Source organism: Mesorhizobium sp. B2-1-3A (assembly GCF_006442655.1).
Classification (GTDB): domain Bacteria; phylum Pseudomonadota; class Alphaproteobacteria; order Rhizobiales; family Rhizobiaceae; genus Mesorhizobium.
Genome location: NZ_VFWK01000005.1, coordinates 699,650 through 723,051 on the forward strand (window position 1 = coordinate 699,650; position 23,402 = coordinate 723,051).

The 23,402-nt window shown below is 64.5% G+C and carries 25 protein-coding genes, 1 tRNA gene and 1 pseudogene; 13 read left to right on the forward strand and 14 right to left on the reverse strand.

Going from position 1 to position 23,402, the window contains the following annotated elements; genetic code table 11:
• Positions 1-204: 204 nt before the first annotated feature.
• Entirely contained in the window at positions 205-345 is a 141-nt protein-coding gene (locus FJ977_RS36410) for a hypothetical protein (protein WP_246683299.1), read from the reverse strand.
• 177 nt (positions 346-522) lie between these two features.
• Between FJ977_RS36410 and FJ977_RS36415 the strand changes: the two are divergent.
• Positions 523-963: pseudogene (locus FJ977_RS36415) on the forward strand (tyrosine-type recombinase/integrase); the annotation flags it as partial.
• Positions 964-1,154: 191 nt separating this feature from the next.
• On the opposite strand, the gene FJ977_RS23730 reads toward FJ977_RS36415, so the two are convergent.
• Positions 1,155-1,230, reverse strand: a tRNA-Ile gene (locus tag FJ977_RS23730).
• A gap of 134 nt (positions 1,231-1,364) precedes the next feature.
• Between FJ977_RS23730 and FJ977_RS23735 the strand changes: the two genes are divergently transcribed.
• On the forward strand, positions 1,365-2,075 hold the full coding sequence (locus tag FJ977_RS23735; RefSeq protein WP_056578449.1) for an SIMPL domain-containing protein: 711 nt from the start codon (positions 1,365-1,367) through the stop codon (positions 2,073-2,075).
• A gap of 156 nt (positions 2,076-2,231) precedes the next feature.
• Here the strand turns inward: FJ977_RS23735 and FJ977_RS23740 are convergent, their stop codons facing one another.
• Together FJ977_RS23740 and FJ977_RS23745 are read right to left on the reverse strand one after the other, a co-directional pair.
• Positions 2,232-2,588 (reverse strand): hypothetical protein, encoded by a 357-nt coding sequence (locus FJ977_RS23740; RefSeq protein ID WP_081295150.1) that lies wholly within the window; start codon positions 2,586-2,588, stop codon positions 2,232-2,234.
• Positions 2,589-2,779: 191 nt separating this feature from the next.
• Positions 2,780-3,226, reverse strand: coding sequence for a YcgN family cysteine cluster protein (locus tag FJ977_RS23745; RefSeq protein WP_140774581.1), 447 nt, complete (start codon positions 3,224-3,226; stop codon positions 2,780-2,782).
• Positions 3,227-3,424: 198 nt separating this feature from the next.
• Between FJ977_RS23745 and FJ977_RS23750 the strand changes: the two genes are divergently transcribed.
• Entirely contained in the window at positions 3,425-5,671 is a 2,247-nt protein-coding gene (locus tag FJ977_RS23750; RefSeq protein WP_140774582.1) for an OmpA family protein, read from the forward strand.
• Positions 5,672-5,991: 320 nt separating this feature from the next.
• Positions 5,992-6,513, forward strand: coding sequence for a TIGR00645 family protein (locus FJ977_RS23755; protein WP_140774583.1), 522 nt, complete (start codon positions 5,992-5,994; stop codon positions 6,511-6,513).
• A 151-nt stretch (positions 6,514-6,664) separates the two neighbouring features.
• On the opposite strand, the gene FJ977_RS23760 is transcribed toward FJ977_RS23755, so the two are convergent.
• The 3 genes from FJ977_RS23760 to FJ977_RS23770 form a co-directional block, all read right to left on the reverse strand.
• Positions 6,665-7,531, reverse strand: coding sequence for an NAD(P)-dependent oxidoreductase (locus FJ977_RS23760; RefSeq protein WP_140774584.1), 867 nt, complete (start codon positions 7,529-7,531; stop codon positions 6,665-6,667).
• Positions 7,532-7,632: 101 nt separating this feature from the next.
• Positions 7,633-8,265, reverse strand: coding sequence for a helix-turn-helix transcriptional regulator (locus FJ977_RS23765; RefSeq protein WP_140774585.1), 633 nt, complete (start codon positions 8,263-8,265; stop codon positions 7,633-7,635).
• Between the two features lie 8 nt (positions 8,266-8,273).
• Positions 8,274-9,146, reverse strand: a complete 873-nt coding sequence (locus FJ977_RS23770) for a S1C family serine protease (RefSeq protein ID WP_140774586.1) — start codon at positions 9,144-9,146, stop codon at positions 8,274-8,276.
• A gap of 225 nt (positions 9,147-9,371) precedes the next feature.
• Between FJ977_RS23770 and FJ977_RS23775 the strand changes: the two genes are divergently transcribed.
• Positions 9,372-10,322: a trypsin-like peptidase domain-containing protein gene (locus FJ977_RS23775; RefSeq protein WP_140774587.1), complete on the forward strand. Its 951-nt coding sequence runs from the start codon at positions 9,372-9,374 to the stop codon at positions 10,320-10,322.
• 9 nt (positions 10,323-10,331) lie between these two features.
• Here the strand turns inward: FJ977_RS23775 and FJ977_RS23780 are convergent, their stop codons facing one another.
• The gene (locus FJ977_RS23780) at positions 10,332-10,757 is read right to left on the reverse strand and encodes a VOC family protein (RefSeq protein WP_140774588.1); all 426 of its coding nucleotides are present in this window, start codon (positions 10,755-10,757) and stop codon (positions 10,332-10,334) included.
• Between the two features lie 66 nt (positions 10,758-10,823).
• On the opposite strand from FJ977_RS23780, the gene FJ977_RS23785 reads away from it, so the two are divergent.
• Positions 10,824-11,450: a TetR/AcrR family transcriptional regulator gene (locus FJ977_RS23785; protein ID WP_140774589.1), complete on the forward strand. Its 627-nt coding sequence runs from the start codon at positions 10,824-10,826 to the stop codon at positions 11,448-11,450.
• Here FJ977_RS23785 and FJ977_RS23790 read toward each other — a convergent pair.
• Positions 11,383-12,339 carry a LysR family transcriptional regulator gene (locus FJ977_RS23790; protein ID WP_140774590.1) on the reverse strand — a complete coding sequence of 319 codons (957 nt, stop codon included), beginning with the start codon at positions 12,337-12,339 and terminating at the stop codon, positions 11,383-11,385. The genes FJ977_RS23785 and FJ977_RS23790 overlap by 68 nt on opposite strands.
• Before the next feature lie 108 nt (positions 12,340-12,447).
• On the opposite strand from FJ977_RS23790, the gene FJ977_RS23795 reads away from it, so the two are divergent.
• Positions 12,448-13,080 (forward strand): FMN-dependent NADH-azoreductase, encoded by a 633-nt coding sequence (locus FJ977_RS23795; RefSeq protein ID WP_140774591.1) that lies wholly within the window; start codon positions 12,448-12,450, stop codon positions 13,078-13,080.
• Between the two features lie 52 nt (positions 13,081-13,132).
• Here the strand turns inward: FJ977_RS23795 and FJ977_RS23800 are convergent, their stop codons facing one another.
• The 3 genes from FJ977_RS23800 to FJ977_RS23810 form a co-directional block, all read right to left on the reverse strand.
• The gene (locus tag FJ977_RS23800; protein WP_140774592.1) at positions 13,133-14,353 is read right to left on the reverse strand and encodes an ROK family transcriptional regulator; all 1,221 of its coding nucleotides are present in this window, start codon (positions 14,351-14,353) and stop codon (positions 13,133-13,135) included.
• A gap of 141 nt (positions 14,354-14,494) precedes the next feature.
• Positions 14,495-15,517, reverse strand: coding sequence for a sugar isomerase (locus FJ977_RS23805; protein ID WP_140774593.1), 1,023 nt, complete (start codon positions 15,515-15,517; stop codon positions 14,495-14,497).
• Positions 15,518-16,441 (reverse strand): BadF/BadG/BcrA/BcrD ATPase family protein, encoded by a 924-nt coding sequence (locus FJ977_RS23810; protein WP_244735364.1) that lies wholly within the window; start codon positions 16,439-16,441, stop codon positions 15,518-15,520.
• A 150-nt stretch (positions 16,442-16,591) separates the two neighbouring features.
• Here FJ977_RS23810 and FJ977_RS23815 point away from each other — a divergent pair, with 150 nt between their 5' ends.
• From FJ977_RS23815 to ugpC, 5 genes are read left to right on the forward strand one after another with little or no spacing between them, the layout of a single operon-like run.
• Positions 16,592-17,842, forward strand: a complete 1,251-nt coding sequence (locus FJ977_RS23815) for an extracellular solute-binding protein (RefSeq protein ID WP_140774594.1) — start codon at positions 16,592-16,594, stop codon at positions 17,840-17,842.
• Between the two features lies 1 nt (position 17,843).
• Positions 17,844-18,779, forward strand: a complete 936-nt coding sequence (locus tag FJ977_RS23820) for a sugar ABC transporter permease (protein ID WP_140774595.1) — start codon at positions 17,844-17,846, stop codon at positions 18,777-18,779.
• Entirely contained in the window at positions 18,776-19,624 is an 849-nt protein-coding gene (locus tag FJ977_RS23825; protein ID WP_140774596.1) for a carbohydrate ABC transporter permease, read from the forward strand. The genes FJ977_RS23820 and FJ977_RS23825 overlap by 4 nt, the downstream gene beginning before the upstream one ends.
• A 30-nt stretch (positions 19,625-19,654) precedes the next feature.
• The gene (locus FJ977_RS23830; RefSeq protein ID WP_140774597.1) at positions 19,655-20,587 is read left to right on the forward strand and encodes a 3-keto-5-aminohexanoate cleavage protein; all 933 of its coding nucleotides are present in this window, start codon (positions 19,655-19,657) and stop codon (positions 20,585-20,587) included.
• A 10-nt stretch (positions 20,588-20,597) separates the two neighbouring features.
• Positions 20,598-21,656 carry a sn-glycerol-3-phosphate ABC transporter ATP-binding protein UgpC gene (ugpC, locus tag FJ977_RS23835; RefSeq protein ID WP_140774598.1) on the forward strand — a complete coding sequence of 353 codons (1,059 nt, stop codon included), beginning with the start codon at positions 20,598-20,600 and terminating at the stop codon, positions 21,654-21,656.
• Positions 21,657-21,685: 29 nt separating this feature from the next.
• On the opposite strand, the gene FJ977_RS23840 is transcribed toward ugpC, so the two are convergent.
• Complete coding sequence (locus FJ977_RS23840) at positions 21,686-21,985, reverse strand: AzlD family protein (RefSeq protein WP_140774599.1); 300 nt, start codon at positions 21,983-21,985, stop codon at positions 21,686-21,688.
• Complete coding sequence (locus FJ977_RS23845) at positions 21,982-22,716, reverse strand: AzlC family ABC transporter permease (RefSeq protein ID WP_140774600.1); 735 nt, start codon at positions 22,714-22,716, stop codon at positions 21,982-21,984. Before FJ977_RS23845 ends, FJ977_RS23840 begins: the two co-directional genes overlap by 4 nt.
• Positions 22,717-22,886: 170 nt before the next feature.
• Between FJ977_RS23845 and FJ977_RS23850 the strand changes: the two genes are divergently transcribed.
• Positions 22,887-23,345, forward strand: coding sequence for an Lrp/AsnC family transcriptional regulator (locus tag FJ977_RS23850; RefSeq protein ID WP_056578518.1), 459 nt, complete (start codon positions 22,887-22,889; stop codon positions 23,343-23,345).
• Positions 23,346-23,402: the final 57 nt, after the last annotated feature.

Consider the following 23,402-nt stretch of genomic DNA (forward strand, 5'->3'; position numbering starts at 1 on the left):
TACACCGATCGCCATGGAAAACTTCGCTGGCGCTATCGGACGAAAGAGCGCGTAGTCAGTCTGCCAGCGCCCAATCAACCCGGATTCAAGGAGGCGTACCAGGCGGCGGTCGAGGGCCGGAAAGTTTCCAAGGCTCCCGTCGTCCGTATGCCTGGAGCCGCCCTGCCCGGCACATTTGGAGCGGCCTTTCAACGGTTAAAGATCTCAGTCAAGTGGCTGGCGCTGGACGAAGCCACCAAGCGCAAGAACACGCGGCTGATCGAAGAATTTCTGAAACTGCGGGTGGTCGCAGATCACCCGCTCATCTGGCGCGACGTAGCGGTTAAGAATCTCAGACGTATCCATGTCGAAGAGCTGCTTGGCCGCTTCATTGCCACACCTCACAAAGCCAAGCACCTGTTGGTGGGCATACGTAAGCTGGTCTATGTCGCGCTAAGGCAAGACTGGATCGAAATCGATCCCACAGCGGCGGTCGAGTGGCGGCCTGCATATGCCGGTTGGAAAGCCTGGTCGCGCGAAGCGATGGCGCAATTCGAAAACCGTTGGCCGCTGGGCACGGCGGCGCGCACTTGTTATGGTTTGGCACTTTGGCTCGGCAACCGGCGCGGCGACGTCGCGGGCCTGCGCTGGGACCAGAGGGTCACCCGCCGCGTCTTCATCGACGGTGTCGAGCGTCACTTCGACGGGTTTGATATCGTTCAGGCCAAGAACAAGGGACGAACAGGTGGCAAACGGCTTTTTGTGCCAATCACGCCGATGCTGTCTGAGATCCTGGATGCGGCCGACAGGCGCGGCGAGACTGTCCTGGTCAACGGTTACGGCGACCCATTCTCCGCCAAGTCGCTGACTGGAATGATGGCGCACTGGTGCAAGCTTGCGGGCCTGCCGAAGGGCCTGACCCTCCATGGCTTAAGGAAGTCTCTTGGTGTTTATCTGGCGGAGGCCGAAGCCTCGACCCGGCAGCTCATGGACGTGCTCGGTCACGACGATATCGATCATGCCGAGCTCTATTCGCGCGAGGCATCGCAGGTTCGGCTGGCGGTCCAGGGGATGGATCGAGTCGTACGCCTCGTGACGCGCAAGCCGATGCTTGGCGAACCTATTGGCGAACCTCGTGGCGAACCACCCCATACAGCATTGATAAATAACGATAATGGTGGGCCCGGAGGGACTCGAACCCCCAACCAAGCGGTTATGAGCCGCCGGCTCTAACCATTGAGCTACAGGCCCCACGCCGGCTGGATTAATGTTTTTCGCATCGCGGCACAAGGCTTTCGCGACGGGCTTTCGCTGATCGCCCAAATCAACCCATAATCGCGCTCTACGCGACGCTTGCGACCTGATCGCATACCACGGAGATTTTCATGACCAGACATCTTTTGCCCCTCGCGCTCGCCGCTGCAATCGCTTTTCCGGCGATGGCTGGAGCCGCCGATTCGCCGACTCCCGCCCGCATCATCGTATCGGGCGAAGGCGAAGCGACCACGCCTCCCGACCTGGCGTTGCTGTCGCTCAGCGTCATGCGCGAGGCCAAGACGGCGCGCGCGGCGCTCGATGCCAACAACGACGCCATGGCCGCGGTGATCGCGGCGATGAAGGCGGCCGGCATCAAGGATCGCGACCTACAGACCGCCGGCATCCAGATCAATCCGCGCTACAACTTCACCAACAAGCCCGACGGCAGCCAGGAGGCCGAGCTCGTCGCCTACCAGGTCACCAACACGCTGGCGGTTCGCGTGCGCGACATCGACAAGACGGGCGAGATCCTCGACAAGGCTGTGTCTCTCGGCGTCAACCAGGGCGGCGGCATCTCCTTCACCAACGACAATCCTGATGCCACCATCACCGAAGCCCGCAAGAAGGCGGTTGCCAACGCCATCGCCAAGGCCAAGACGCTGGCCGAGGCCGCCGGCGTCAGCATCGGCCGGGTGCTGGAAATCTCCGATCAGAACATCGCTCCGGCGCCGATGGCGATCAACGCCAAGGCATTCGACGCGGCCCGGTCGGCGGTGCCGACCCAGGCCGGCGAAAACGCCTACAATGTCCAGGTGACCGTCACCTTCGAGCTGAAATGACAGCCGGCTGAAGCAACGATCATCCGTCGCCGGCGGTGCCGGGGACGGATGACCTGCAGTCGATACGATGCAAGGAAAAACCCCGCGGGATCGCTCCCGCGGGTTTTTTCGAGCCGCGCCCGTCCGATCGGACGGGGGCTCCGCCATCAAGAGGCTTCAGCGGTTGATGATCGGGCAGCCGCGCTCATTGGCGAAGACGATGACGACGCGATCGCCATACTGGCGGCCCATCACCTTCACCACGCGGCGGTTGGCGTCGACGATGCGGGCACGGCGCAGCCCCATGCGCTCGGCCTTGTCGAGGGCGCGGTCGGGCGAGCAGCCACGGCGCCAGTCGTCGCGGCGCTCGTCACGGCGGTGGCGATAGCCGTCATCACCGGCATAGACGCCGAAGCGCGGATCCTGGTTGTTGCCGAAGCCGAGATAGAGGCTGTCGGCATGGGCGGGAATGGCGGCCAGCGTGCCGAGGCCGACCAGCGCCGAAAGGGCTGCCGTCTTGATCTTGGTGTACATGCTTCTCTCTCCTTGTTGCGGGCTTGCGCCCGTCCTCGTGAAACCGATGGCGGGACAATGCACTGGTCTGTCTGAACTATTTACGAACTCGCCGTTCATCTGCGGTTCATGTGGCGGCAAGAAAAACCTCCGCCGGTCTTCGAACAACAACAATATGGCCCCGATGCCCCGATTCCTGGCGGACACCAGCCTCAAGGCTCGTCGTCGAGTATATAGTCAAAGTAATCTTCGGGCTCGGCCAGTTCAGTCTCGCTCGCCTTGACCCGGCCGCGCATCGAGATACCGGCCTCGTGCACGGTGTCGGCACTGCCCGACACCAGCCGGTGCCACCAATAGAGATCACGGCCCTCGGCCACCAGCCGATAGGCGCAGGTGCTGGGCAGCCAGCTGATGGTGCGCACATTCTGCGGCGTCAGGCCGACGCAATCGGGAACGCGCGCCAGCCGGTTGGCATAGTCGGCGCAGCGGCAACTCTGCGCATCGAACAGCCTGCAGCCGACACTTGTCCAATAGATATCGCCGGTATCCTCGTCCTCGAGCTTCGACAGGCAGCATTTGCCGCAGCCGTCGCACAGCGATTCCCACTCGGCCGGGCTCATCGCTTCCAGCGTCTTTGTTTTCCAGAATGGCGTTTCCATCTCGCGGATGTGGCCCCGGCCGCCGCCGAGGTCAAGCGCGGTAAGGGCTGGAATCGGACCTTAGGCTGGCCTAATGACACGAAGTTGCCTTCAAAAGGCCGGCCAATCGCCCTGTACGGCATCTATCCCCACCAAACTGGAACCAATCGGTCCAAGATCGGTTTCGGCAAGGATGGGACCCCACAAGGAGAGTTTTCGATGAAACGCCAACCACGGATTCTGGCAGGCACAGCACTTGGCCTGCTGATGGCATCCGCGCCGTTGGGCGCGTTCCCGCTTCAGGGAAGTGCCGCGTTCGACCCCATGCAGCGCGGTGGAACGCCGCTGATCCTGGCCCAGGACGCACCCGCCGACGAGGGACAACAGAGCGACCAGGAGCAGCGGCGCAAGAAGAAGCGCGATCAGCAGCAGACCGAGCAGGCCCCCGCCGAGAAGGCAGCGCCGGCAGCCGAGCAGGCAGCTCCAGCCGCTGAGGAACAGCAGCCGCGCAAGAAGAGGCGTGACCAGCAGCAACAGGCCGAACAGGCTCCCGCCGAACAGGCCGCACCGGCCGCCGAGGAACAGCAGCCGCGCAGGAAGAAGCGCGACCAGCAGCAACAGACCGAGCAGGCGCCGGCCGAACAGACCGCACCGGCCGCCGAGGAACAGCAGCCGCGCAAGAAGAAGCGCGACCAGCAGCAGCAGACCGAGCAGGCGCCGGCCGAACAGGCCGCACCAGCCGCCGAGGAGCAGCAGCCGCGCAAGAAGAAGCGCGACCAGCAGCAACAGACCGAGCAGGCGCCGGCCGAACAGGCCGCCCCAGCCGCCCAGGAGCAGCAGCCGCGCAAGAAGAAGCGCGACCAGCAGCAGCAGACCGAGCAGGCGCCGGCCGAACAGGCTCCCGCGGGGCAGGCAGAGCCCGCCAACGACAACCAGCCGACAAAGCCCGGCAGGAAACACAAGGCGGACCAGCAGAAAGAGGCGCCCGCCGTCCCGGCAGTGACGCCGGAAGCCGCTCCGACGCCGAAGGAAGCTCCGGCCGGCGAAGCGACGACGCCCAAGGCTGAAACGGCTCCGGCCGGCGAACAGCCGGCGACACAGGGCGAGCAGCCCCAGGACAAGACAAAGAAGCACGGCAAGAAGCCGACGGGCGAACAGCCCGCGAATGGCGAACAGCCGGCCACGGGCGCACAGCCAGCCACTGGCGAACAGCCGGTCAATGGCGAACAGCCGGCAAATGGCGGCAAGGCCGCGCCTGTCCAGGGCGAAAATCCCGTACAGGGCGAAGCTCCCGCCGACAAGAACGCTGCCCCCCTCCTCGACAGCCAGAAGGACGCCGAACGCAAGGGCGGCGGCCGCAAGCATGGCGACAAGAACGGCCAGCAGAATGGCGAGCAGCAGAATGGTGGCCAGAACGCCCAGCAAGGCGGTGATCAGGGGCAGAAGCCGGTGGTCGCTCCCGTCGACCAGGGGCCGCCTCCAACCGACGACAAGGCAGCCCAGCAGGAGATCAAGCCCGAAAAGTTTGTCCCGGTGACGGAAGAGAAGGGCAAACGCCGCGACCGTGCGCCCGATGAGAACATCCGCGACCGCCGCCGCCCCCAGGGCGTTGACGTGCTCAAGGAGATCGGCAACCGCGTCATCATCCAGCTCGGCGGCCAGACGATCGTCCAGAGCAATGACGGTCCGCGTATGAATCGCGGTGCGAGGGACGTCTACTACGAGGACCTGCCGCAGAACCGTACGCGCGAGACGGTCGAGCGCGACAACGGCATCCGGATCGTCACCATCCGCAACCGCTATGGCGATGTCATCCAGCGTTCACGCATCACGCCTGACGGGCGCGAATATGTTCTGAGCTATGTCGACGAGCAGGACTATCAGGATGAGGGCGACTGGCGCGATCCCGGCGATGACCTGCCGCCGATGCGGCTGACCATCCCGCGCCGTGACTACATCCTCGATTCCGAGGACGTGGAAAGCCCTGACGACTATTACACCTTCCTCGAACAGCCGCCGGTGGAAAGGGTCCAGCGCCTCTATTCGATCGACGAGGTCAAGCGCTCGGCCCGTGTGCGCGACATTGCGCGCCGCGTCGACCTCGACACGCTGAACTTCGAATTCGGCTCGTCCTCGATCTCCGACACCGAGGTGCAGAAGCTTGAGGGCGTCGCCAACGCCATGGAGAAGCTGTTGAAGAAGAACCCGGCCGAGACCTTCCTGATCGAGGGCCACACCGACGCCGTCGGCACGCCGGAGGCAAACCTTGCTCTGTCGGATCGCCGTGCCGAAGCGGTTGCCGAAGCGCTGACCAATGCCTTCGGCATCCCGCCGGAGAACCTGACGACGCAGGGCTATGGCGAGGAGTATCTGAAGGTAAACACCTCGGCGCCCAACCGTGAGAACCGGCGTGTCGCCATCCGCCGTATCACGTCGCTGGTAGCACCCGTTGCCAGCAACAATTAGATCATGATTTCAAAATCATGACCTGATTTGCGGACTCAACGCTGGAAGCGCCCATCCCCGGCTCGGCCGGGGATGGGAAAGGTTCGGATCCGGAGCTTCGGCTCAAGAAGATTTGTCCCGGCATTAAAGCCGGCTCATTGAATCGCGGGCCCGCTCACCCCAGATTCAGGACTGGGCGTTCCCTGCCCCGTCCCGACTCCAGCGGGACGCATTGAGCCCCGCCGGCCCTCTCCGGCGGGGTTTTTTGCTATCTTGCAAAAAGCGTTCGCGTGGTCGAAATACGGCCTGATCACCGACCCGAGAACAACTGGAACCACTCTATGAAGCGTCTCGAACTCGCCATCGAATCGATCATCCTCGCCTCGCGCTGGCTTCTGGTCGCCTTCTATATCGGTCTTGGCCTGGCATTGGCCGTCTATGCGCTGTCGTTCGCCAAGAAGCTCTACGAGTTCATCACCATGGTGTTCCTGCTCGGCGACACCGACACAATCCTGAAGATGCTCGGCCTGATCGACGCCGCCCTCGTCGCCTCGCTGGTGGTGATGGTCATCATCTCCGGCTACGAGAACTTCGTCAGCCGCTTCGACGACCCGGATGGCAGCGGCGTGCATTGGCTGGGCACGATCGATGTCGGATCGCTCAAGGTCAAGGTCGCTTCGACCATCGTCGCCATCTCCTCCATCCACCTCTTGCAGGTGTTCCTCAACTCGTCTTCCTATTCGACCGACCAGTTGATGTGGCTCACCATCATCCACCTCACCTTCGTCGTGTCGGCGCTGATGCTGGCCTATATCGACCGGCTGATGGGCCTGAGCAAAGGCAAGAAGGACGAGATAGGCTGATACTCGACGCGGACTGGCCAAAGCCTCCCCAACTTCGTCATCCCAGAGCCGGGGGTCTGCGCCGCGTCGCTGCGCTCCTTGCTTCGCTCTAGGATGACGAAGCTACGCCTGTTGGAGCCGATCTCGAAATGAAGTGCTCTGCGTCGAAGGGCTAGTAGATATTCTTGATCTTGCTGTCCGTCCGCGCAAAAACCTCGTCCGGCACGAAAAAGTCGCCAGCCAGCGGTCCGGTCGCATCGGGCGCATAGACCGAAAAGTCGCTGACGCCCTCGGCGCGCAGCACTTCCTCGTCGATGTAGAAATTGCCTGATGCCTCGCGCGACGGCCGCATGAAGATGGCATGCGCGGCGTCGGCCATGATGTCGGGCGACCGGCTCATTGCCGCCACCGTGGCGCCACCCAGCAGATTGCGCACCGCCGCCGTATCGATGGTCGAGATAGGCCACAGCGAATTGACCGCGATACCGTCCTTGGCGAATTCGGCGCTCATGCCCAGCGTGCACATCGACATGCCGAACTTGGCCATGGTGTAGGCGGCATGGTTCTTGAACCACTTGGCCTTCATGTCGAGCGGCGGCGCCAGATTCAGGATGTGAGGATTGTTGGCTAACTTCAGGTGCGGAATGCACATTTTGGAGACCAGGAAGGTGCCCCGCGTGTTGATCTGGTGCATCAGATCATAGCGCTTCATGTCGGTCTCCAGCGTGCCGGTGAGCTGGATGGCGCTGGCGTTGTTGACGCAGATGTCGATGCCGCCGAATTTTTCGACGGTCCTTGCAACCGCCTCGGCGACCTGCGCCTCCTCGCGGATGTCGCACAGCACGGGTAGCGCCTTGCCGCCGGCCTGCTCGATCTCTTCGGCGGCGGTATAGATCGTGCCGGGCAGCTTCGGATGCGGCTCGGCGGTCTTGGCCGCGATCGTCACATTGGCGCCGTCGCGCGCCGCGCGCAGCGCGATCGCCAGTCCGATGCCGCGCGATCCGCCGGAGATGAACAGCGTCTTTCCCTTGAGCGACATTCCTTGCGCCTCCCTTGCAACATGGCAGGCGCGAACCTTTGCGCGGCGGGCGACCACAGCGCAAGGCCCGAGATGCCCGCATGTGGGTTACGCAGCGGAGGCTAAACCAGCACCAGCCCCTGCCGCATCGCAATGGCGATGGCATCGGTGCGGTTGGCGGCGCCGAGCTTGATCAGGATCGCGGCGACGTGGAACTTCGCCGTGTGCACGGAGATATTGAGCCGCCGCGCGATCACCTTGTTGGGCGCGCCTTCGGCGAGCAGCGCCAGCACTTCCGCCTCGCGCGGCGAAAGTGCCGGGCGAACGGCATGGTCGTCGGCCGGTTCATCCTCGAACGGCGCACCCTCGCCCGTGTGGAAATCCTCATCGCGTCCGTGGCCGCCATCGCCGGTGACGCGATAGCCGGCCGCCGCCAGCCGCGCCGCCGCGGCGATCAGCAGATCATCGGCGCCAGCGGGCATCATGGCGAACACCTCGCCGGCGGGCCGCTCGCCGCCAGCACGTCCCAGCAACACCCGTGGAACCGAGGCCGGCACGGCATCTCCGCTCCTGTCGTCGATGATGGCGACGTCGGCCCTGCCGCCGCCGGCCACCACCGGCAGCAGGTCATCGCTCGCGGCAAGCGTGGCGGCCAGGCGCTCGGCGCGCGCGGCATCGCCAAGCGCGATCAGCACCACAAGCCGCCGCGAAGCGGCGCCATCACTCATGATCCGGTCGCTGGAGAGCGCTTCCATCAATCCTCTCAGCTCAGCGGCTTTTCGCCGATGGTCAATGTCACATCGCGCTGTTCACCGCCGCGCACCACGCCAAGCGTCACGGAAACCCCGGCGCTGTCAGGGCCGAGCCTGCGGATCAGGTCGCGCGGGCCATGCACCGCCTCGCCATTCCAGGCCACGATGATATCGCCGAGGGAAAGGCCAGCGGCCTTGGCCGGGCCATTGTCGTCGAGGCTCATCACCATCGCGCCCTTCGCGTCACGGTCGCGCACCGGATGCAGGCCCGCACCGAGGTAACCGCGGGCGACGTGCCCCTTCTCGCGCAGGGTCGCGACCGCGCGTTCGATCGTCTCATAGGGCATGACCAGCGCCCGGCCGCGCGGCCCGAACAGAAGCATGCCGATCAGCCCGCCCTTGGCGTCGAGCACCGGACCGCCCTCGAAACGGCCGCCGGCGCCGACGGCCAGATTGATGCGCCGGTCGATCGTGCCGCCGCGCATCGAGCGCCAGGCCGGGCCGACTTCGCCGACCGAGCCCGACACGGCCAGCGCCGAGCCCTGGCTGTTGCCGATGGCAATGGCGACATTGCCGGGCCGTACCGCGTCGGCCTTGGCCAGCGGCGCGGCATTCACGGCAGTGGCCGGCTTCAGCAGGGCAACGCCCGTCGAAGGATCGCGGCCGGTGAGTTCGGCCTTCACCGTCTCGCCCGAAGCCAGCGTCAGCTCGATCTCCTCGCCGGCCTCGACCGCCTCCTCGGCGGTGACGAAATAGCCGTCGCTCCAGTGGAAGGCGCTTGCCGTGCGGTGATGATGGGTCGTGAAGCTCGCGGTCGCCGGCGCCGCTTGTGCCGCAAGGTCGGCAACGGCTTGCGAAAACGCATTCAGATTGAAGTCACTCATGATGGTCTCCTGGGTTCGTCATGTCCCAGATATCGCCCGACGGCGCCCCTGGAGGTACTCGCCTGACGGCTAGTTGGCGGTTTGACTGGCCATCTGGTCAGGTCGCGGCGGTTCCGGCCGCTCCGCACATATAGTGCGTGTTGCCCAAAAGTGCTCAGCGGTTTTGGGACAACGATATGCACAAGACAAAAGGCGTCGTTACGCCTGAAAACACGGAGCCCGCCCATGGCCCTCGCCGCCGCCAAATTCCAATCCGATGACACGCTGCTCGACGCCTACTCCATGACGGTCGCCGACGCTGTCGACCGCATCGGCCCGGCCGTCTGCCGCATCGAACGCATTGGTGGCCAGGGCGGCCATGGTTCCGGCTTCGTGATTGCGCCGGACGGGCTGGTCGTCACCAACTTCCATGTCGTGGGTGACGCGAAAACAGTGCGCGTGTCGATGCCCGACGGCGCCTCCAGCGAGGGCCGCGTGCTCGGCCGCGACCCCGACACCGATATCGCCCTGGTGCGGGCCGACGGCAGCTTTGCCGATGTCGCGCCGCTGGGCGATTCCAAGCGGCTCAGGCGCGGCCAGATCGCCATTGCCATCGGCAATCCGCTCGGCTTCGAATGGACGGTCACGTCAGGCGTCGTCTCCGCACTTGGCCGCTCGATGCGCGCCTCGACCGGCCGGCTGATCGACGACGTCATCCAGACCGATGCGGCACTCAATCCCGGCAATTCCGGCGGGCCGCTGGTGTCGTCGGCGGGCGAAGTCATCGGCGTCAACACCGCCATGATCCACGGCGCGCAAGGCATCGCCTTCGCGGTCGCCTCCAACACGGCCAATTTCGTCATCTCGGAGATCATTCGCTTCGGCCGCGTGCGACGCGCCTTCATCGGCATCTCGGCCGATACCACCAATCTGCCGCGCCGCGCCGCCCTTCTGTCGCAGGTGTCGACCAGCACGGCAGTGCGGTTGCGCAGCGTCGAGAAGAATGGCCCGGCGGACAAGGCCGGCCTCAAGGAGGGCGACATCATCGCGGCAATAGACGGGCGCCCGGTCACCGGCGTCGACGACCTCGTGCGCATGCTCGACGCCGAGCGCATCGGCCGCGAGACGCTGTGCACGGTGGTGCGCCGCACCGGCGTCAGCCAGGTGACGGTGACGCCGGTGGCACGGGCTGGGTGAGACCGTCGCTCACACCCCCGCGGCGCCCTCGGCGTACTGCGCCAGAAATTCCTCGCTGGGCGGGATCGGTTTGATGACGTCGATCAGCACGCCGTTGGGATCCCTGGTGATGAAATGGCGCTGGCCGAAGGGTTCGTCGCGCAGTGTTCGCAGAACCGGCAGGCCGGCGGCCAGGACCCGCTCGTAGACCTCATCGGGATCGCGAACCTCGAAATTGATCAGCAGGCCCGAGGTGCGCCCTCGCCCCTCTTCCGGGATGGTTTCGTGGTCGCCCTGGACGATGCCCAGATTGACCCGCTTGTTCTCGGCGGATTGCAGATGCACGTACCAGTCGCTTTCAAACAGCGGCTGGAAGCCGAAATGCTTGACGTAGAAGGCCGCCGTGCCGGCAACGTCGCCGGTCATCAGCACCGGGTAATAGCTGGTGGTCTTCATCTTTCCTTCTCCCTGGGCATAACATACAGTCTGTATGTAAGTCGAATTAACATACAGGCTGTATGTATGCAACAGGATTTCGGACGCCGTTCCAACCGCGACCGCACCGAGGCAACGCGCGCCGATTTGATCGCGGCGGCGCGGAAGCTGTTCACCGAGAAATCCTATGCCGAGACCGGCACGCCGGAGATCGTCGTCGCGGCCGGCGTGACGCGCGGCGCGCTCTACCACCACTTCGCCGACAAGCAGGCTCTGTTTGCCGCCGTGGTCGAGCAGGAGGCGCAGGCGGTGGCGGACGAGATCGACCGAGCCTCGCCACCCTCGCTCGAAGCCCGCGATGCGCTCATCGCCGGCTCCGACGCCTATCTCGCCGCCATGCGCCTGCCCGGCCGCACGCGGCTGTTGCTGCTCGACGGCCCGGCCGTGCTCGGCCGCGCCGCCATGGATGCGGTCGACAACCGCCACGGCAACCGCTCGCTGCGCGAAGGCCTGGTCGCGGCGATGCGGGCCAACATGGTGGCGAGATTGCCTGTGGATGCACTGACCGCGATGCTTGCCTCCGCCTTCGACCGCGCCGCGCTCGCCATCGAGGCCGGCGCTTCAGCCGAGGATTATCGCGCCGTGCTCATGGCGCTGATTGACGGATTGTCTCCAGCTCCTCGTCAGGCAGCTCGCCCGGCTCGAACTCGTTGAAGCAGCCGAGTTCTCGCTTGAACTGCTCGATCAGCCAGGCGGCGGCGGGCTTCGGGCTGCGATCGGTGCGGTGCATGGCAAACAGCGGCGAATTCACTTCCTTGTAGGGTTCGAGATCAAGTTCAACGAGGCGGCCGGCAGCCAGGTCGTCGGCGATCAGCCAACGCGGCAGCCCGCCCCAGCCCAGCCCCTCGCGCATCAGCATGTGTTTGGTGCGCACGTCCGTCAGCCGCCATGTCCGGTAGGCAAAGACGCCATAGTCGCGCCCCTTGGTGCGTTCGGACTGGTCGGTGACGACAAGCTGGATATGCTCGCGCACATCCTCGATCGCCACAGGCTTCGGCAATTGTGCCAGCGGGTGGCTGGGCGCAGCGGCCGGAACCAGTGTCATGAAGCCAATGCGAATGAGATGCACGTCGACCTCGCCGAGAAGGCCACCAATGCCAAGATCGGCTTGTCCGCTGACGACGTGATCTGGAATCACGCCGAGCGTGCCGATATGCAGGCGCAGCATCACGGTCGGAAACTGCGCCTCGAATGCCTTCAGCACGCGCACCAGCACCGGTGCGGGCAACTGCACATCGACCGACAGCGCGACTTCCGCCTCCAGCCCATGATGGTGGCCGTCGACCCGAGAGCGCATGCGCTGCAGCACGCCGATCATGCGCCTTGCATCCTCCAGCATCGCCCGGCCTATCTCGGTCAGCTGCGGCTCGCGGGTGCCCTCGCGTTCGAAAAGCTTCAGCCCAAGCTGCGCCTCGAGATTGGCGATGCCATAGCTGATGACCGATTGGGCCCGGTTGAGCTTGCGGCCGGCGGCCGAGAAGCTTCCGGTATCGGCGACGGCGACAAGGATCTGAAGCTGATCGAGGGTCGGATTTGGCTGCATCACTGTATCCATTTTGTGGATGGATCGTATAGAAAATATACCAGTTTATCTGATGGGTTAATAGCCCCATATGTGGCGGGACAATTCATTCCACTGGAGAGACCCGCTATGTCCATTCTTCTTGTAACCTCGAGCCCGCGCGGCGCTGCCTCGCACTCAACCCGCATCGCCACCGAATTCGCCGAGAAACTCCTCGCCGCCGATCCGTCGAACACGCTTGTCGTGCGCGACCTCGTCGCCAACCCGCTGCCCCATATCGATGCCGACTATTCAACCGGCATCTACACGCCCGCCGAAGCGCGCACGCCGCGCCAGGCTGAAGTCGTCGGCGTCTCCGACGTCGTGCTCGACGAACTGTTCGCCGCCGACACGGTGATCCTCGCCACCGGCTTCATCAACTTCAACATCTCCTCGACGCTGAAGTCCTGGGTCGATCACATCGCCCGTTCCGGCAGGAGCTTTGCCTATGGCGAGAACGGCCCCAAGGGTCTCGTCACCGGCAAGAAGGTCTATATCGTGCTGGCTTCGGGCGGCATCTATTCGGAAGGCGCTGCCGTCCAGTTCGATCACGCGGTTCCCTATCTGCGCGGCGTGCTCGGCTTCCTCGGCATGACCGATGTCGACGTCATCCGCATCGAAGGCGTCGGCATGGGCCCTGACGCGGTGACATCAGCGCTCGCCAAGGCGACCGCCAAGGTCGACGCCGTGGTGGCTGGCCAGCAGGTTGCCGCGGCTGCCTAAAGCGCCGTGCATCTGAACTCGAAGGCAGGCGCCCGCGCCTGCCTTTCTTTTTTCAGGCGTCCCTTGCCTGAGCGACCATCGCGTCCTGCGTCACTTCGGACCGCGGCGGCAACACAACAGCCGGATGGCGGCCTTCGCGCAGCATCAGCCCAAGGCTGTAATCGACGGCCAGCTTCATCGCGCCGAGCGCCGTGCCGCCGTCTTCGAGCGAGCTGACGGCGATCCGCGTCGGCCATGCGAGTTCCGCCGCGACATGCGCGACATTGTCCGTCATCAGCGGGTTTCTGCCGACACCGCCGCCAAGCACGATCAGCCCGGGGTCGAGCATACCGATGCAGCCCGCCGCCAACCTGCCGATATCGGCGGCATGGCGCGCCACGGCCGCCACCGCCGGCGGCGAGCCCTCCAGGGCACGCGCGAACAGATCCTTGGCCGAGTCCGGCGGTGCTCCTTCCTGTGCTGGCCAGTCGACACGACAGCGCTCGATCAGCGCCCGCGAGCCGAGATAGTGTTCCAGCCCCTCACGATAGGGCGTCTCGCTGGTCGACCACGGAAACGGCATGCGGCCGATTTCGCCGGCCGCACCGCCGGCGCCGCGAAACAGGCGCCCCTCGGTGATGAAGCCGAGGCCGACCCGCACGCCAACCTGCAGGAAGGCGAAGGTCTGGTGGCCTTGCGCGGCGCCAAAATGCATTTCGCCAATGGCCGCGCAGTTGACGTTGTTTTCCAGGATGATCGGCACCTCGATGTTGCGGCGCAGCAGGCCAAGCACGGCCGACGGCCCACCAGGGCGGTCAAAACGATCGTTGGACACGATGCGCGGCACGGCCACCGCAATGGCGCGCAGCGCGCGAAAACTCTTGGCCACCCCAGCCATTGTGGCACGCGCCACCGACAGCACGACGGCACCGACCTCGTCGGCATCGCCGGCTATCGTTTCCGGGATGGGCTGTTCCGCGGACGCCAGCTTCTGTGCGTCCATCGAATAGGCGACGGCGCGCACCTGCGCAGCGCCGACATCGATGCCGATCGCATAGCCCGCACCCGGGCCGATGCCGTAGATCGTCGCCGTGCGGCCGATGGCGCCGCGCTCCAGCCCGCGCGAGGCAACGAGGCCGAGCGCGCTCAGCTCCGAGACCGCCGCCGACATGGTCGGCTTCGACAGGTCGAGCATGGCGCCGAGCTTCGGCCGTGTCACCGGCCCGTGCGAAGCGAGCAGGCGCAGCACGGCGCGGGCGCTGTCGGTCAGATTGGGGATTTCCACAGCCGCCATCTCAGCCGTTCGACCTTTGCCCGAAATCCTGCCTCCAGTCGGTGAAAGCGAGATTGCCGCCCCGACTCGAAAGCCGCATCCCTCCCTCAATGCCCTATTGCCAGCCGGTTTGGCAATTTCCACGCCATCCGAGCAGAGACGTCAGACTTCCGTCGGCGACCACGGCTTCAGCTTGGTGTCGGTCTGACGATAGCGGAAGGTGATGTCGGTGAGCCCGGCCGCATCCTGCATGTCGCCAACGACAAGCTGGATGGCGATGATTTCCAATATCGCGTCCGCCATCGCGTTGCCGAGGGTTGGGATGGAGATCACCACCAGCCTTTCGGCATCGGCGACATCCGTGCGCCTCGTCACCAGCACGCAAGGACAGCCGAAGCCCGCCATGTCCTGCGCGATCTTGACCTCGCGGCCGTCGCCGATGGCGATCACGCCGGTGGCCGCATCCTGCGATTCCATCGGCCCATGCAGATAGTTCAGCGTATCCCATCCCGAGGCAGGCACCCGAACGGCTTCGCGGATCAGCATCGCTGCCTCGCCGGCATTGGCGAAGCCGACACCGGCGCCGACAATATCGATTGACGTGCTGCCCTGCAGCAGCCGCGCCGCTTGCCCGGCCGCCCGCTGCGCGCCGGAGAGGACGGTGGCGACCGCACCGGGCAAACGCGTCCAGTCGAAACTGTTGCCGGCAAGCCTGTCGATCAGCATGCCGAGTGCCAGCAAGGTCCCTGTGTAGCCCGTCGAACTGGCCCCATTGTCGGCGCCCGAATCCGCGGCCAGCACCGCGCCGGTCAGACCAGCCAGCGGATTGTCGCTGCCCCGGCAGACCGCCAGGCGCGGCGCCGCTGATGCCTCGCGCATGACATCGTAGATTTCGCGGCTCTGCCCCGAAGCCGAGAGCGCGATGAAGGCGTCGGCGGCTTCATCCGTGCGGCCATAGAGATCGGTCGGCGTGTAGGCGAAAGCCCTGATGCCGGAAGCGCGCAGGTACAGCGCGCCGGCCAGCGCCGACTGATAGCTGGCGCCGATGCCTGCAAGCCCGATCGTCTTGCCGGCAAAAGCACTGAGATCGAGCCCCTCGAGCGCCGCAGCCACCGAACCCCGGCCGACCTCGAGACTTTCCGTCTGGCGCGCCACCGCCTGGCGATAACCGATACGCTTCTGCATTCAAATGGCTCCAATTTGTGAGGACAACCCTTGGCCGACGAGCAGTCGCCTGGCCAAGGCGACCGCGCCAAGCACCGGCGGCTCGCGCAACAGCAGCACCTGGCTCGACGGCGACACTTTTGCCATGGCCTCGACGAATGCCGTCATCAGCATCGGCTGCTCTGAAATGACACCGCCACCGGCCACGACAAGGGCGGGATTGGCGCCGCGTTCGATCAACAGCTCGACCAGCGCGGCAAGCCCTGCCCCGCCTTCCCGGATGACGCGGGTTGCCAGCGCCGAGCCGGCGATCGCCGCATCGAACACGGCGTTGGCATAGCGACCCCAGACCGCCGCGCCACGCGTTTCGTTGAGCAGGATACCGAGTTTGGTCTGGTCGTCGGTGTTGAGTTCGCGCATCAGCGCGGCAATCAGCGGATCGCCCTGCTGACCCCGATCGAGGCTGTGCCGGATCGCCTTCGCGGCCTCGCGCACCAGGGCCGGCGCGCTGCCCTCGTCGCCGAGGATCCAGCCCCAGCCGCCGGCCGCCAGCATCTTGCCATCGACTGTCCGCGCCACCGCGATGGAGCCGGTGCCGGAGACGACACCGATGCCATCGACATGGCCAGCGGCCGGCACCATCAGCTCGGCGTCGTTGACCACCTGCACCGCGCCGCCGGTCCTGTCTGCCAGCAGCGCCTGGAAGCGCAGGCATTGTTCCCCCGTGTCGCAGCCATGGGCGCCGACCGCCAACGCGGCGGGCGCGACGCCGCCGCACAGATTGGTGACGATGCCGGCCAATGTCGTCGCATCGGTCTCCATCTGGCGAATGCGCCAGCTCTCCGTCACCAGCACCTCGTCGGCGATCATGCGCTCGCCCAGATACGCCATGATGCGCGTCTTGGTGCCGCCGATATCCACGCCTGCAATGATTTTCTGGGTCACCGATATCCACCGCGCACGCCGGACGAAGCGGGCTGCCGCGTCCAATTCACATTAGTTAGGAAACTTTACAAACTATCTTTCCAGACGGCAAGAACTATGATTTGATAATCGTCGTAAAAAGCGCATCAAGCGCGATTGGGAGATTGCAACATGAGCAGGAGAAGGATTGGGCTGGCCCTCGCGGCCGCGTCTTTCGCATGGGGATTGGCAGCCAGTGTGGCGCATGCAACCGACATCTCGTTCTGGACCTGGCGCCAGGAAGACAAGGCCGCCTACAACGAACTTTTCGCCGATTTCACCAAGGAGAACCCGGACATCCATGTGAAGTTCGAGTCGTTCCCGGATGAGAACTATCCGACCATCGTCTCGACGGCGCTGGCCGCCGGCAAGGGCGGCGACGTCATCCACACCCATGCTTACGGTTGGCTGGAGCAGTTCGTGAAGGCCGGCTATTTCGAGCCGCAGGATCTGACCACGGTGCCCTCGCTCGCCAACCAGCCCGCCGATGCGCTGGTGGCCGGCACCTACCGCGCCGACAAGAAGGTCTATTCGCTGCCCTTCGCTTCGCAGACGCTCGGCCTGTTCATCAACAAGGACGTCTTTGCCAAGGCCGGGCTGACACCGCCGACCACATGGGATGAGTTCATTACCGTCAGCAGGGCGCTGAAGGACAAGGGTATTTATCCCCTCGCCAATGGCATGGGCACCAGCTGGTTCAACGAGATGTTCGTGGCCATCTTTACCAACCCGTTCCTCGGCCAGGATTTCGTCAGCGACCTGACGTCGGGCAAGACCACCTTCAAGGACCCCCGCTATGTCGCGGCACTCGGCAAGCTGCTCGAACTGCGCGACTACATGCCTCCCGGTTTCGAAGGCATTGACTACGACACCGCGGGCCAGCTGTTCATCAGCGGCAAGGCGGCGATGCTGGCCGGCGGCAGCTTCGACATCGCCACCTACAGGAGCCAGAGCCCGGCCATCAACATGGACTTCGTCGCCCCGCCCATGGCCAAGGCCGGCGATACGCCGCAGGTGACCAAGTTCTTCGATGGCGGCTATGCGGTCAACGCCAAGTCGGCCAACAAGGAGGCGGCGCTCAAGCTGGTCAACTGGATGGGCACCAAGGAGTTCGGCGACAAGTTCTCCGCCCTTCTCGGCAACATTTCGCCCATCAAGGGCGTCGTCATCAAGGACGAGCTGCTCGCCCACGTCGCCAAGTTGAACGAAACCGCCATGCCGCATATCAATGTCGTCTACTTCCGTTTCGAGAAGCCGACGGGATCGGAACTGCTGCAGGGCGACATCACCAAGATGATGTCGGGTTCGATCACCCCGGACCAGCTGGCCGCCGACCTGACCGACGGCCTCGCCAAATGGTACAAGCCTTTCCAGGGCAAGTGACATGAACATCGGCCGGCGCCACACCACAAAAGCCTTTCCGTGGCGCCGGTCACTCTGGATCGCGTCCCTGCTGACACCGGCGTTGGTGGTCATGGTGCTGTTCGTGCTGTGGCCTCTGCTCTCGGCCTTCCGCCTTGCCTTCTATGAGTTCAACGGCTTGCAGCCGACCGGATTCATCGGCTTTGAAAACTTCCGCAAGGTGCTGTTTGAACAGCCTTATAGCGGCTGGACCTACAATGCGCTGAAGCACAACATCATCGTTTTCGTGGCGCTGATGGTGTTCGAGAACGGCACCGCCTTCCTGCTCGCCTATTCGCTGCTGAAGGCGCTGCCCGGTCACCGCATCCACCAGGTCATCGTCTTTCTTCCGGTCGTGCTGTCGGCGGTCATCGTCGGCTTCCTGTGGAAGCTGTTCCTGCATCCGCTGTTCGGTCTGGTGAATCAGACGCTGGCGCTTGTCGGCATCGGCGCCGTCCCCTGGCTCGGCAATGAATCGACGGCGCTGGGCAGCGTCCTGTTCGCTAACATCTGGCACTGGCTCGGCTTCCCGACACTGGTGCTGCTCGCCGGCATGCAGCGCATCAGCAAGGAAGTGATCGAGGCCGCCCGCCTCGACGGCGCCGGCGACTATGTGCTGATGACCCGCATCATCTGGCCGCTGATCGCGCCGAGCGTCACCATCGTCACCATCCTGACCTTCATCGGCAGCTTCAACTGGTTCGAGATCCCCTATGTCATGGCCGGCCTCACCGGTTCGCCCGGCGGCGCGACGGACGTGCTCGGCCTCTATTTCTACCGCACCGCCTTCGGCTCGACGACGACAGGCATCCAGGATTTCGGCCAGGGCAGCGCGCTGGCGGTGATGATGTTCATCATCGTTGCCGGCGTCACCGCAATCGCGCTTCGCTACCTGCGCCGTCGTGAGATCGAACTGTGAGCACAGCGGTCGGCACCAGGGAACCCGGCGAGCTGTTGAAGAACGGCGCCATCCAGCTGATGCTGGCGATCAACGCCGTCATCATGATCTATCCGCTGTTCATCATGGTGATGTCGTCCTTCAAGACCAATGCCGAGATCTTCAGCTCGCCCTTCGCTTTGCCGGCGCACTTCTCGCTGGCCAATGCCGAGCGGGTGTGGAGCGAAACCAATTTCGTGCGCTACCTCGCCAATTCCGTCGGCATCACGGCGGCCGCGGTGGCGCTGATCCTGGTGTTCAGCACCATGGCCGCCTATGCGATCGCCCGCTACCAGTTCCGGCTGAGCGCGCTGGTGCTGATGTTCTTCCTGAGCGGCATGACCGTGCCGCTGAAGCTGGCGATCATTCCACTGTTCATCCAGCTGGATTCGCTTGGCCTCGTCGACAGCTATGCCGGCCTGGTGCTGGTCTATGTCGCCATGGGCATTCCCTCGGCGGTGTTCATCATGACCGGCTTCCTCAGGACCTTGCCGCGCGAACTGGAAGAGTCCGCGCGCATGGACGGCGCCAGCGAATTCCGCATCATGCGTTCCATCATGCTGCCGCTGGCGCGCCCGGCACTGGTCATCGTCGCGATCCAGAACGCGGTTCCGATCTGGAACGACTTCTTCTTTCCGCTGGTGCTGATCACCTCGGACAATCTCAAGACGCTGCCGCAGGGCCTCACCGTCTTCGTCGGCGAGTTCACCACTGACTGGGGCGTGCTGTTCACCGGGCTGACGCTTGCCGCACTGCCGATCACCCTGCTCTATATCGTGCTGTCGAAGCAGTTCATCTCGGGCATCACCCAGGGCGCGGTGAAATAGGCGCGGTCAAACAAACGAGGATCCTTTCAAGTGGCGAACCAGAACAAGATCATCATCACCTGCGCGGTTACCGGCTCGATCCACACGCCGTCCATGTCGCCGCATCTGCCGGTGAGCGCGCAAGAGATCGCCGACGCCGCGATCGGGGCGGCCGAGGCCGGTGCGGCCATCGTCCATCTGCATGCGCGCAATCCCGCCGATGGCCGGCCCGACCAGTCGACCGAGGCCTTCGCGCCCTTCCTGAAAGTGATCAAGCAGCGCTCCAACTGCGTGGTCAACATCACCACCGGTGGCGCCGCGACGATGAGCGTCGAGGAACGGGTCAAGCCGGCGGCGACCTTTGCGCCGGAAGTTGCCTCGCTCAACATGGGCTCGATGAATTTCGGCCTCTATCCCATGCTCGGACGCTTCAAGACCTTCGAGCACGACTGGGAACGGCCCTATCTCGAAGGCTCGCGCGACCGCATCTTCCGCAACACCTTTGGCGACATCGAACACATCCTGCGCACCTGCGCGGAAAACGGCACGCGCTTTGAAATCGAGTGTTACGACATCGGCCATCTCTACACGCTGGCCCATTTCGTCGAGCGCGGCCTGGTCAAGGCGCCGTTCTTCGTCCAGAGCGTGTTCGGCATATTGGGCGGCATCGGCACCCATCCGGAGGATGTCGCGCATATGAAGCGCACCGCCGACCGCCTGTTCGGCCAGGACTACCGATGGTCGGTGCTTGGCGCCGGCCGCAGCCAGTTGCCGATCGCCACCCAGGCGATTGCGCTCGGCGGCAATGTGCGCGTCGGCCTGGAGGACTCGCTGTGGATCGGCAAGGGCCAGCTGGCGAAATCCAACGCCGAGCAGGTGAAGAAGGTGCGCCAGATCATCGAGGGGCTCGGCGCCTCGGTGGCCACCCCTGACGAGGCGCGGCAGATCTTGCAGCTCAAGGGCGGCGACAAGGTCTCTTTCTGAGGAACAACATATGAGTGCGGTCACCATATCCGATGTCGAGAAGGCCTATGGCAAGGCGCGGGTTATCCACTGCGTGTCGGTCGACATCGCGTCGGGCGAATTCGTCATCCTTGTCGGCCCGTCCGGCTGCGGCAAGTCGACCTTGCTCAGGATGATCGCCGGGCTTGAGGACGTCAGCGCCGGCGAAATCGCGCTCGACGGCAAGGTCATCAACGACGTCGCGCCGAAGTCGCGCGACATCGCCATGGTGTTCCAGAACTACGCGCTCTACCCACATATGACGGTGCGCGAGAACATGGCTTTCGCGCTCACCCTGAAGAAGACAGACAAGAGCGAGACCGACGCCAAGATCACGCGCGCCGCGACGATCCTCGGCCTGCAGGATCTGCTGGACCGCTACCCGCGCCAGCTTTCCGGCGGCCAGCGCCAGCGTGTCGCAATGGGCCGCGCCATCGTGCGCGATCCCAAGGTCTTCCTGTTCGACGAGCCGCTCTCCAACCTCGACGCCAAGCTGCGTGTGCAGATGCGCACCGAAATCAAGGCGCTGCACCAGCGCCTGGGAACCACCATCGTCTATGTTACCCACGACCAGGTCGAGGCCATGACCATGGCCGACAAGATCGTCGTCATGAATGGCGGCATCGTCGAACAGGTCGGCGCCCCGCTCGATCTGTATGACCGGCCGGCCAATCTGTTCGTTGCCCAGTTCATCGGCTCGCCGTCGATGAACATCCTGCAGGGCCGCACGACCGCGGACGGCTTCACGGCCAGCGACGGCACCGTGTTTCCCTTGCCGGCGCTCGAGCAGGGCGAAAGCGCTTCGGCCTGGGGCATCCGCCCCGAACATCTCAGGCTCGCCGATAGCGGCGTGCCGGCCGTAGTCGAAGTGGTCGAGCCGACCGGATCTGAAACGCTGGTCATGGCCAGGGCCGGCAACAACACGCTGAGCGCGCTGTTGCGCGAGCGGATTCCCGTAATGCCTGGCCAGCAGGTTTTCCTGGCGCCGGACCTGACCCAATTGCATCTGTTCAACACCAAGGGTCGGCGCATCACATCCACCATTCAGTGAACGCAGGCGCTGGCCTGGCTGCCGGGGGCTTAGCCTATGAAGTGCCGCAGCAGACCCGCCGAAGCGACCCCGATCAACACGGTCGGCAGCATGGACAACCGCGTCGCGGCGACGAAAGTGATCGCCAGCGCCAGAAGATCGGCCGGGTTCCGCGACACGAAGGCCGGCGCGATGACCGAGATCAGCACGCAGCCGGGAGCCGCCTCCATCACCGCCGTGGCGCGCGCGCTGAGCACCCGATTGCGCAGCACGACATAGCCGCCGATCCGCGTGAGATAGGTGACGCCGGCCATCAGCACGATGGTGAGCAGGGTTGCCATGTCGATCATGCGTCACCTGTCATCAGCCAGGCAGCAAGCAGCCCCGACACCGCGCCCGCCGCGACATACCAGGCGCCGGGAACGAAGAGATAGACAAGGGCGGCAACGACCAGGCTGACCAGCCAGGGCCGCGCCGCCGAAACACTTTTCCACATGCCGCGCATAAGCACCAGGAAAACGGCCGGAAACGCCATGTCGAAACCATAGGTCTCGACATGGCCGAGCATCGGGCCGAGCAAGGCGCCAAGCGTGGTGAAGGCCACCCAGGTCAGATACATCGCCAGGGCCGCGCCCATGTAATAGCGGGGGCTGAAGGCTGGCGTGATGCCAGCCGCCGCACGCCGTTTGGCGTCGGCCAGGCCCAGCGCCCAGCTTTCGTCGCACAGGAAGAACAGCGCCGGAAACACCTTGCTTCGCGGCAGGTCGCGCAGGAATGGCGCGAGCGCCGCGCCCATCAGCAAATGCCGGCTGTTGACCAGCAAGGTGATGGCGACGATGAGCAGGATACGCGGCGGCGACGTCCACAACTGGATCGCCGCGAATTCCGAGCCGCCGGCGAAATTCAGCCCCGTCATCATGGACAATTCGACTGGGCTCAGTCCTTTCTGGGTCGCCTGGGCGCCAAGCACCAGAGCATAGGGAATGGTGCCGAACAGCACCGGCGCGCAGGACGCCACGCCTCGGCGGAACTCTGACCCCGAGCCATTGCCCGCCGCTTCGACTGCCTGTGAAATGCTCATGGCTTGCCACCGGCCAGCCTCGCGGCCGCCGCTTCCCTGCGTTTGAACTCTCGTGATACAGGCGGCAAATATACCCACACTTCTCCGCAATTTGGTTGCGAAGATTGTTGAATCTCGTTCAATTTTGGCATCTGATGTCACGTATGGCCAATAAAATGGAATTGTGAGCCATGAAGCTGGACGACATCGACAAACGCATCCTGCGCGCGCTGCAGCGCGACGGCCGCATGGCCAACAACGATCTGGCCAACGAGGTCGGCCTGTCGCCCTCGCCTTGCCTGCGGCGCGTCAAGCTGCTGGAGGAAGCCGGCGTAATCGACCGCTATGTCGCCGTGCTCAACCCGGCCAGCATCGGCAAGGGCCTCACCTTCTTCACCCGCATCTGGCTGAAGGCGCAGGACGAGGACACGATCGAGCATTTCGCCACCGAGGTCGCCAAACTGCCCCAGGTCATGGAATGCTATCTGATGCTGGGTGACTGCGATGCCATGGTGCGCATCGTGGCGGCCAGCATCGACGACTACCGCCGCTTCCAGTCGGAGCATCTGAGCCGCATCAAGGGCGTCCAGAACGTCAAGACCGACGTCCCCAGCCAGACGATCAAATACACGCTGGAACTGCCGATCTGACGGGTGCCCGCAAGGCGCAGGGGCGCCTGGAAACAGCGCGATTCCAAACTGGATAAA

Excerpts from the sequence above, each read along its gene's own strand:
- FJ977_RS23765 (WP_140774585.1), bottom strand. The coding sequence starts at position 8,265 with ATGGAAGCGCTCTCCAGCGACCGGATCATGAGTGATGGCGCCGCTTCG.
- FJ977_RS23775 (WP_140774587.1), top strand. The coding sequence starts at position 9,372 with ATGGCCCTCGCCGCCGCCAAATTCCAATCCGATGACACGCTGCTCGAC.
- FJ977_RS23850 (WP_056578518.1), top strand. The coding sequence starts at position 22,887 with ATGAAGCTGGACGACATCGACAAACGCATCCTGCGCGCGCTGCAGCGC.
- FJ977_RS23815 (WP_140774594.1), top strand. The coding sequence starts at position 16,592 with ATGAGCAGGAGAAGGATTGGGCTGGCCCTCGCGGCCGCGTCTTTCGCA.
- FJ977_RS23750 (WP_140774582.1), top strand. The coding sequence starts at position 3,425 with ATGAAACGCCAACCACGGATTCTGGCAGGCACAGCACTTGGCCTGCTG.
- FJ977_RS23845 (WP_140774600.1), bottom strand. The coding sequence starts at position 22,716 with ATGAGCATTTCACAGGCAGTCGAAGCGGCGGGCAATGGCTCGGGGTCA.
- FJ977_RS23790 (WP_140774590.1), bottom strand. The coding sequence starts at position 12,339 with ATGCAGCCAAATCCGACCCTCGATCAGCTTCAGATCCTTGTCGCCGTC.
- FJ977_RS23840 (WP_140774599.1), bottom strand. The coding sequence starts at position 21,985 with ATGATCGACATGGCAACCCTGCTCACCATCGTGCTGATGGCCGGCGTC.
- FJ977_RS23735 (WP_056578449.1), top strand. The coding sequence starts at position 1,365 with ATGACCAGACATCTTTTGCCCCTCGCGCTCGCCGCTGCAATCGCTTTT.
- FJ977_RS23800 (WP_140774592.1), bottom strand. The coding sequence starts at position 14,353 with ATGGCGGCTGTGGAAATCCCCAATCTGACCGACAGCGCCCGCGCCGTG.
- FJ977_RS23760 (WP_140774584.1), bottom strand. The coding sequence starts at position 7,531 with ATGTCGCTCAAGGGAAAGACGCTGTTCATCTCCGGCGGATCGCGCGGC.
- FJ977_RS23785 (WP_140774589.1), top strand. The coding sequence starts at position 10,824 with ATGCAACAGGATTTCGGACGCCGTTCCAACCGCGACCGCACCGAGGCA.
- FJ977_RS23755 (WP_140774583.1), top strand. The coding sequence starts at position 5,992 with ATGAAGCGTCTCGAACTCGCCATCGAATCGATCATCCTCGCCTCGCGC.
- FJ977_RS23745 (WP_140774581.1), bottom strand. The coding sequence starts at position 3,226 with ATGGAAACGCCATTCTGGAAAACAAAGACGCTGGAAGCGATGAGCCCG.
- FJ977_RS23805 (WP_140774593.1), bottom strand. The coding sequence starts at position 15,517 with ATGCAGAAGCGTATCGGTTATCGCCAGGCGGTGGCGCGCCAGACGGAA.
- FJ977_RS23770 (WP_140774586.1), bottom strand. The coding sequence starts at position 9,146 with ATGAGTGACTTCAATCTGAATGCGTTTTCGCAAGCCGTTGCCGACCTT.
- FJ977_RS23740 (WP_081295150.1), bottom strand. The coding sequence starts at position 2,588 with ATGTACACCAAGATCAAGACGGCAGCCCTTTCGGCGCTGGTCGGCCTC.
- FJ977_RS23795 (WP_140774591.1), top strand. The coding sequence starts at position 12,448 with ATGTCCATTCTTCTTGTAACCTCGAGCCCGCGCGGCGCTGCCTCGCAC.
- ugpC (WP_140774598.1), top strand. The coding sequence starts at position 20,598 with ATGAGTGCGGTCACCATATCCGATGTCGAGAAGGCCTATGGCAAGGCG.
- FJ977_RS23780 (WP_140774588.1), bottom strand. The coding sequence starts at position 10,757 with ATGAAGACCACCAGCTATTACCCGGTGCTGATGACCGGCGACGTTGCC.
- FJ977_RS23820 (WP_140774595.1), top strand. The coding sequence starts at position 17,844 with ATGAACATCGGCCGGCGCCACACCACAAAAGCCTTTCCGTGGCGCCGG.
- FJ977_RS36410 (WP_246683299.1), bottom strand. The coding sequence starts at position 345 with ATGGATACGTCTGAGATTCTTAACCGCTACGTCGCGCCAGATGAGCGG.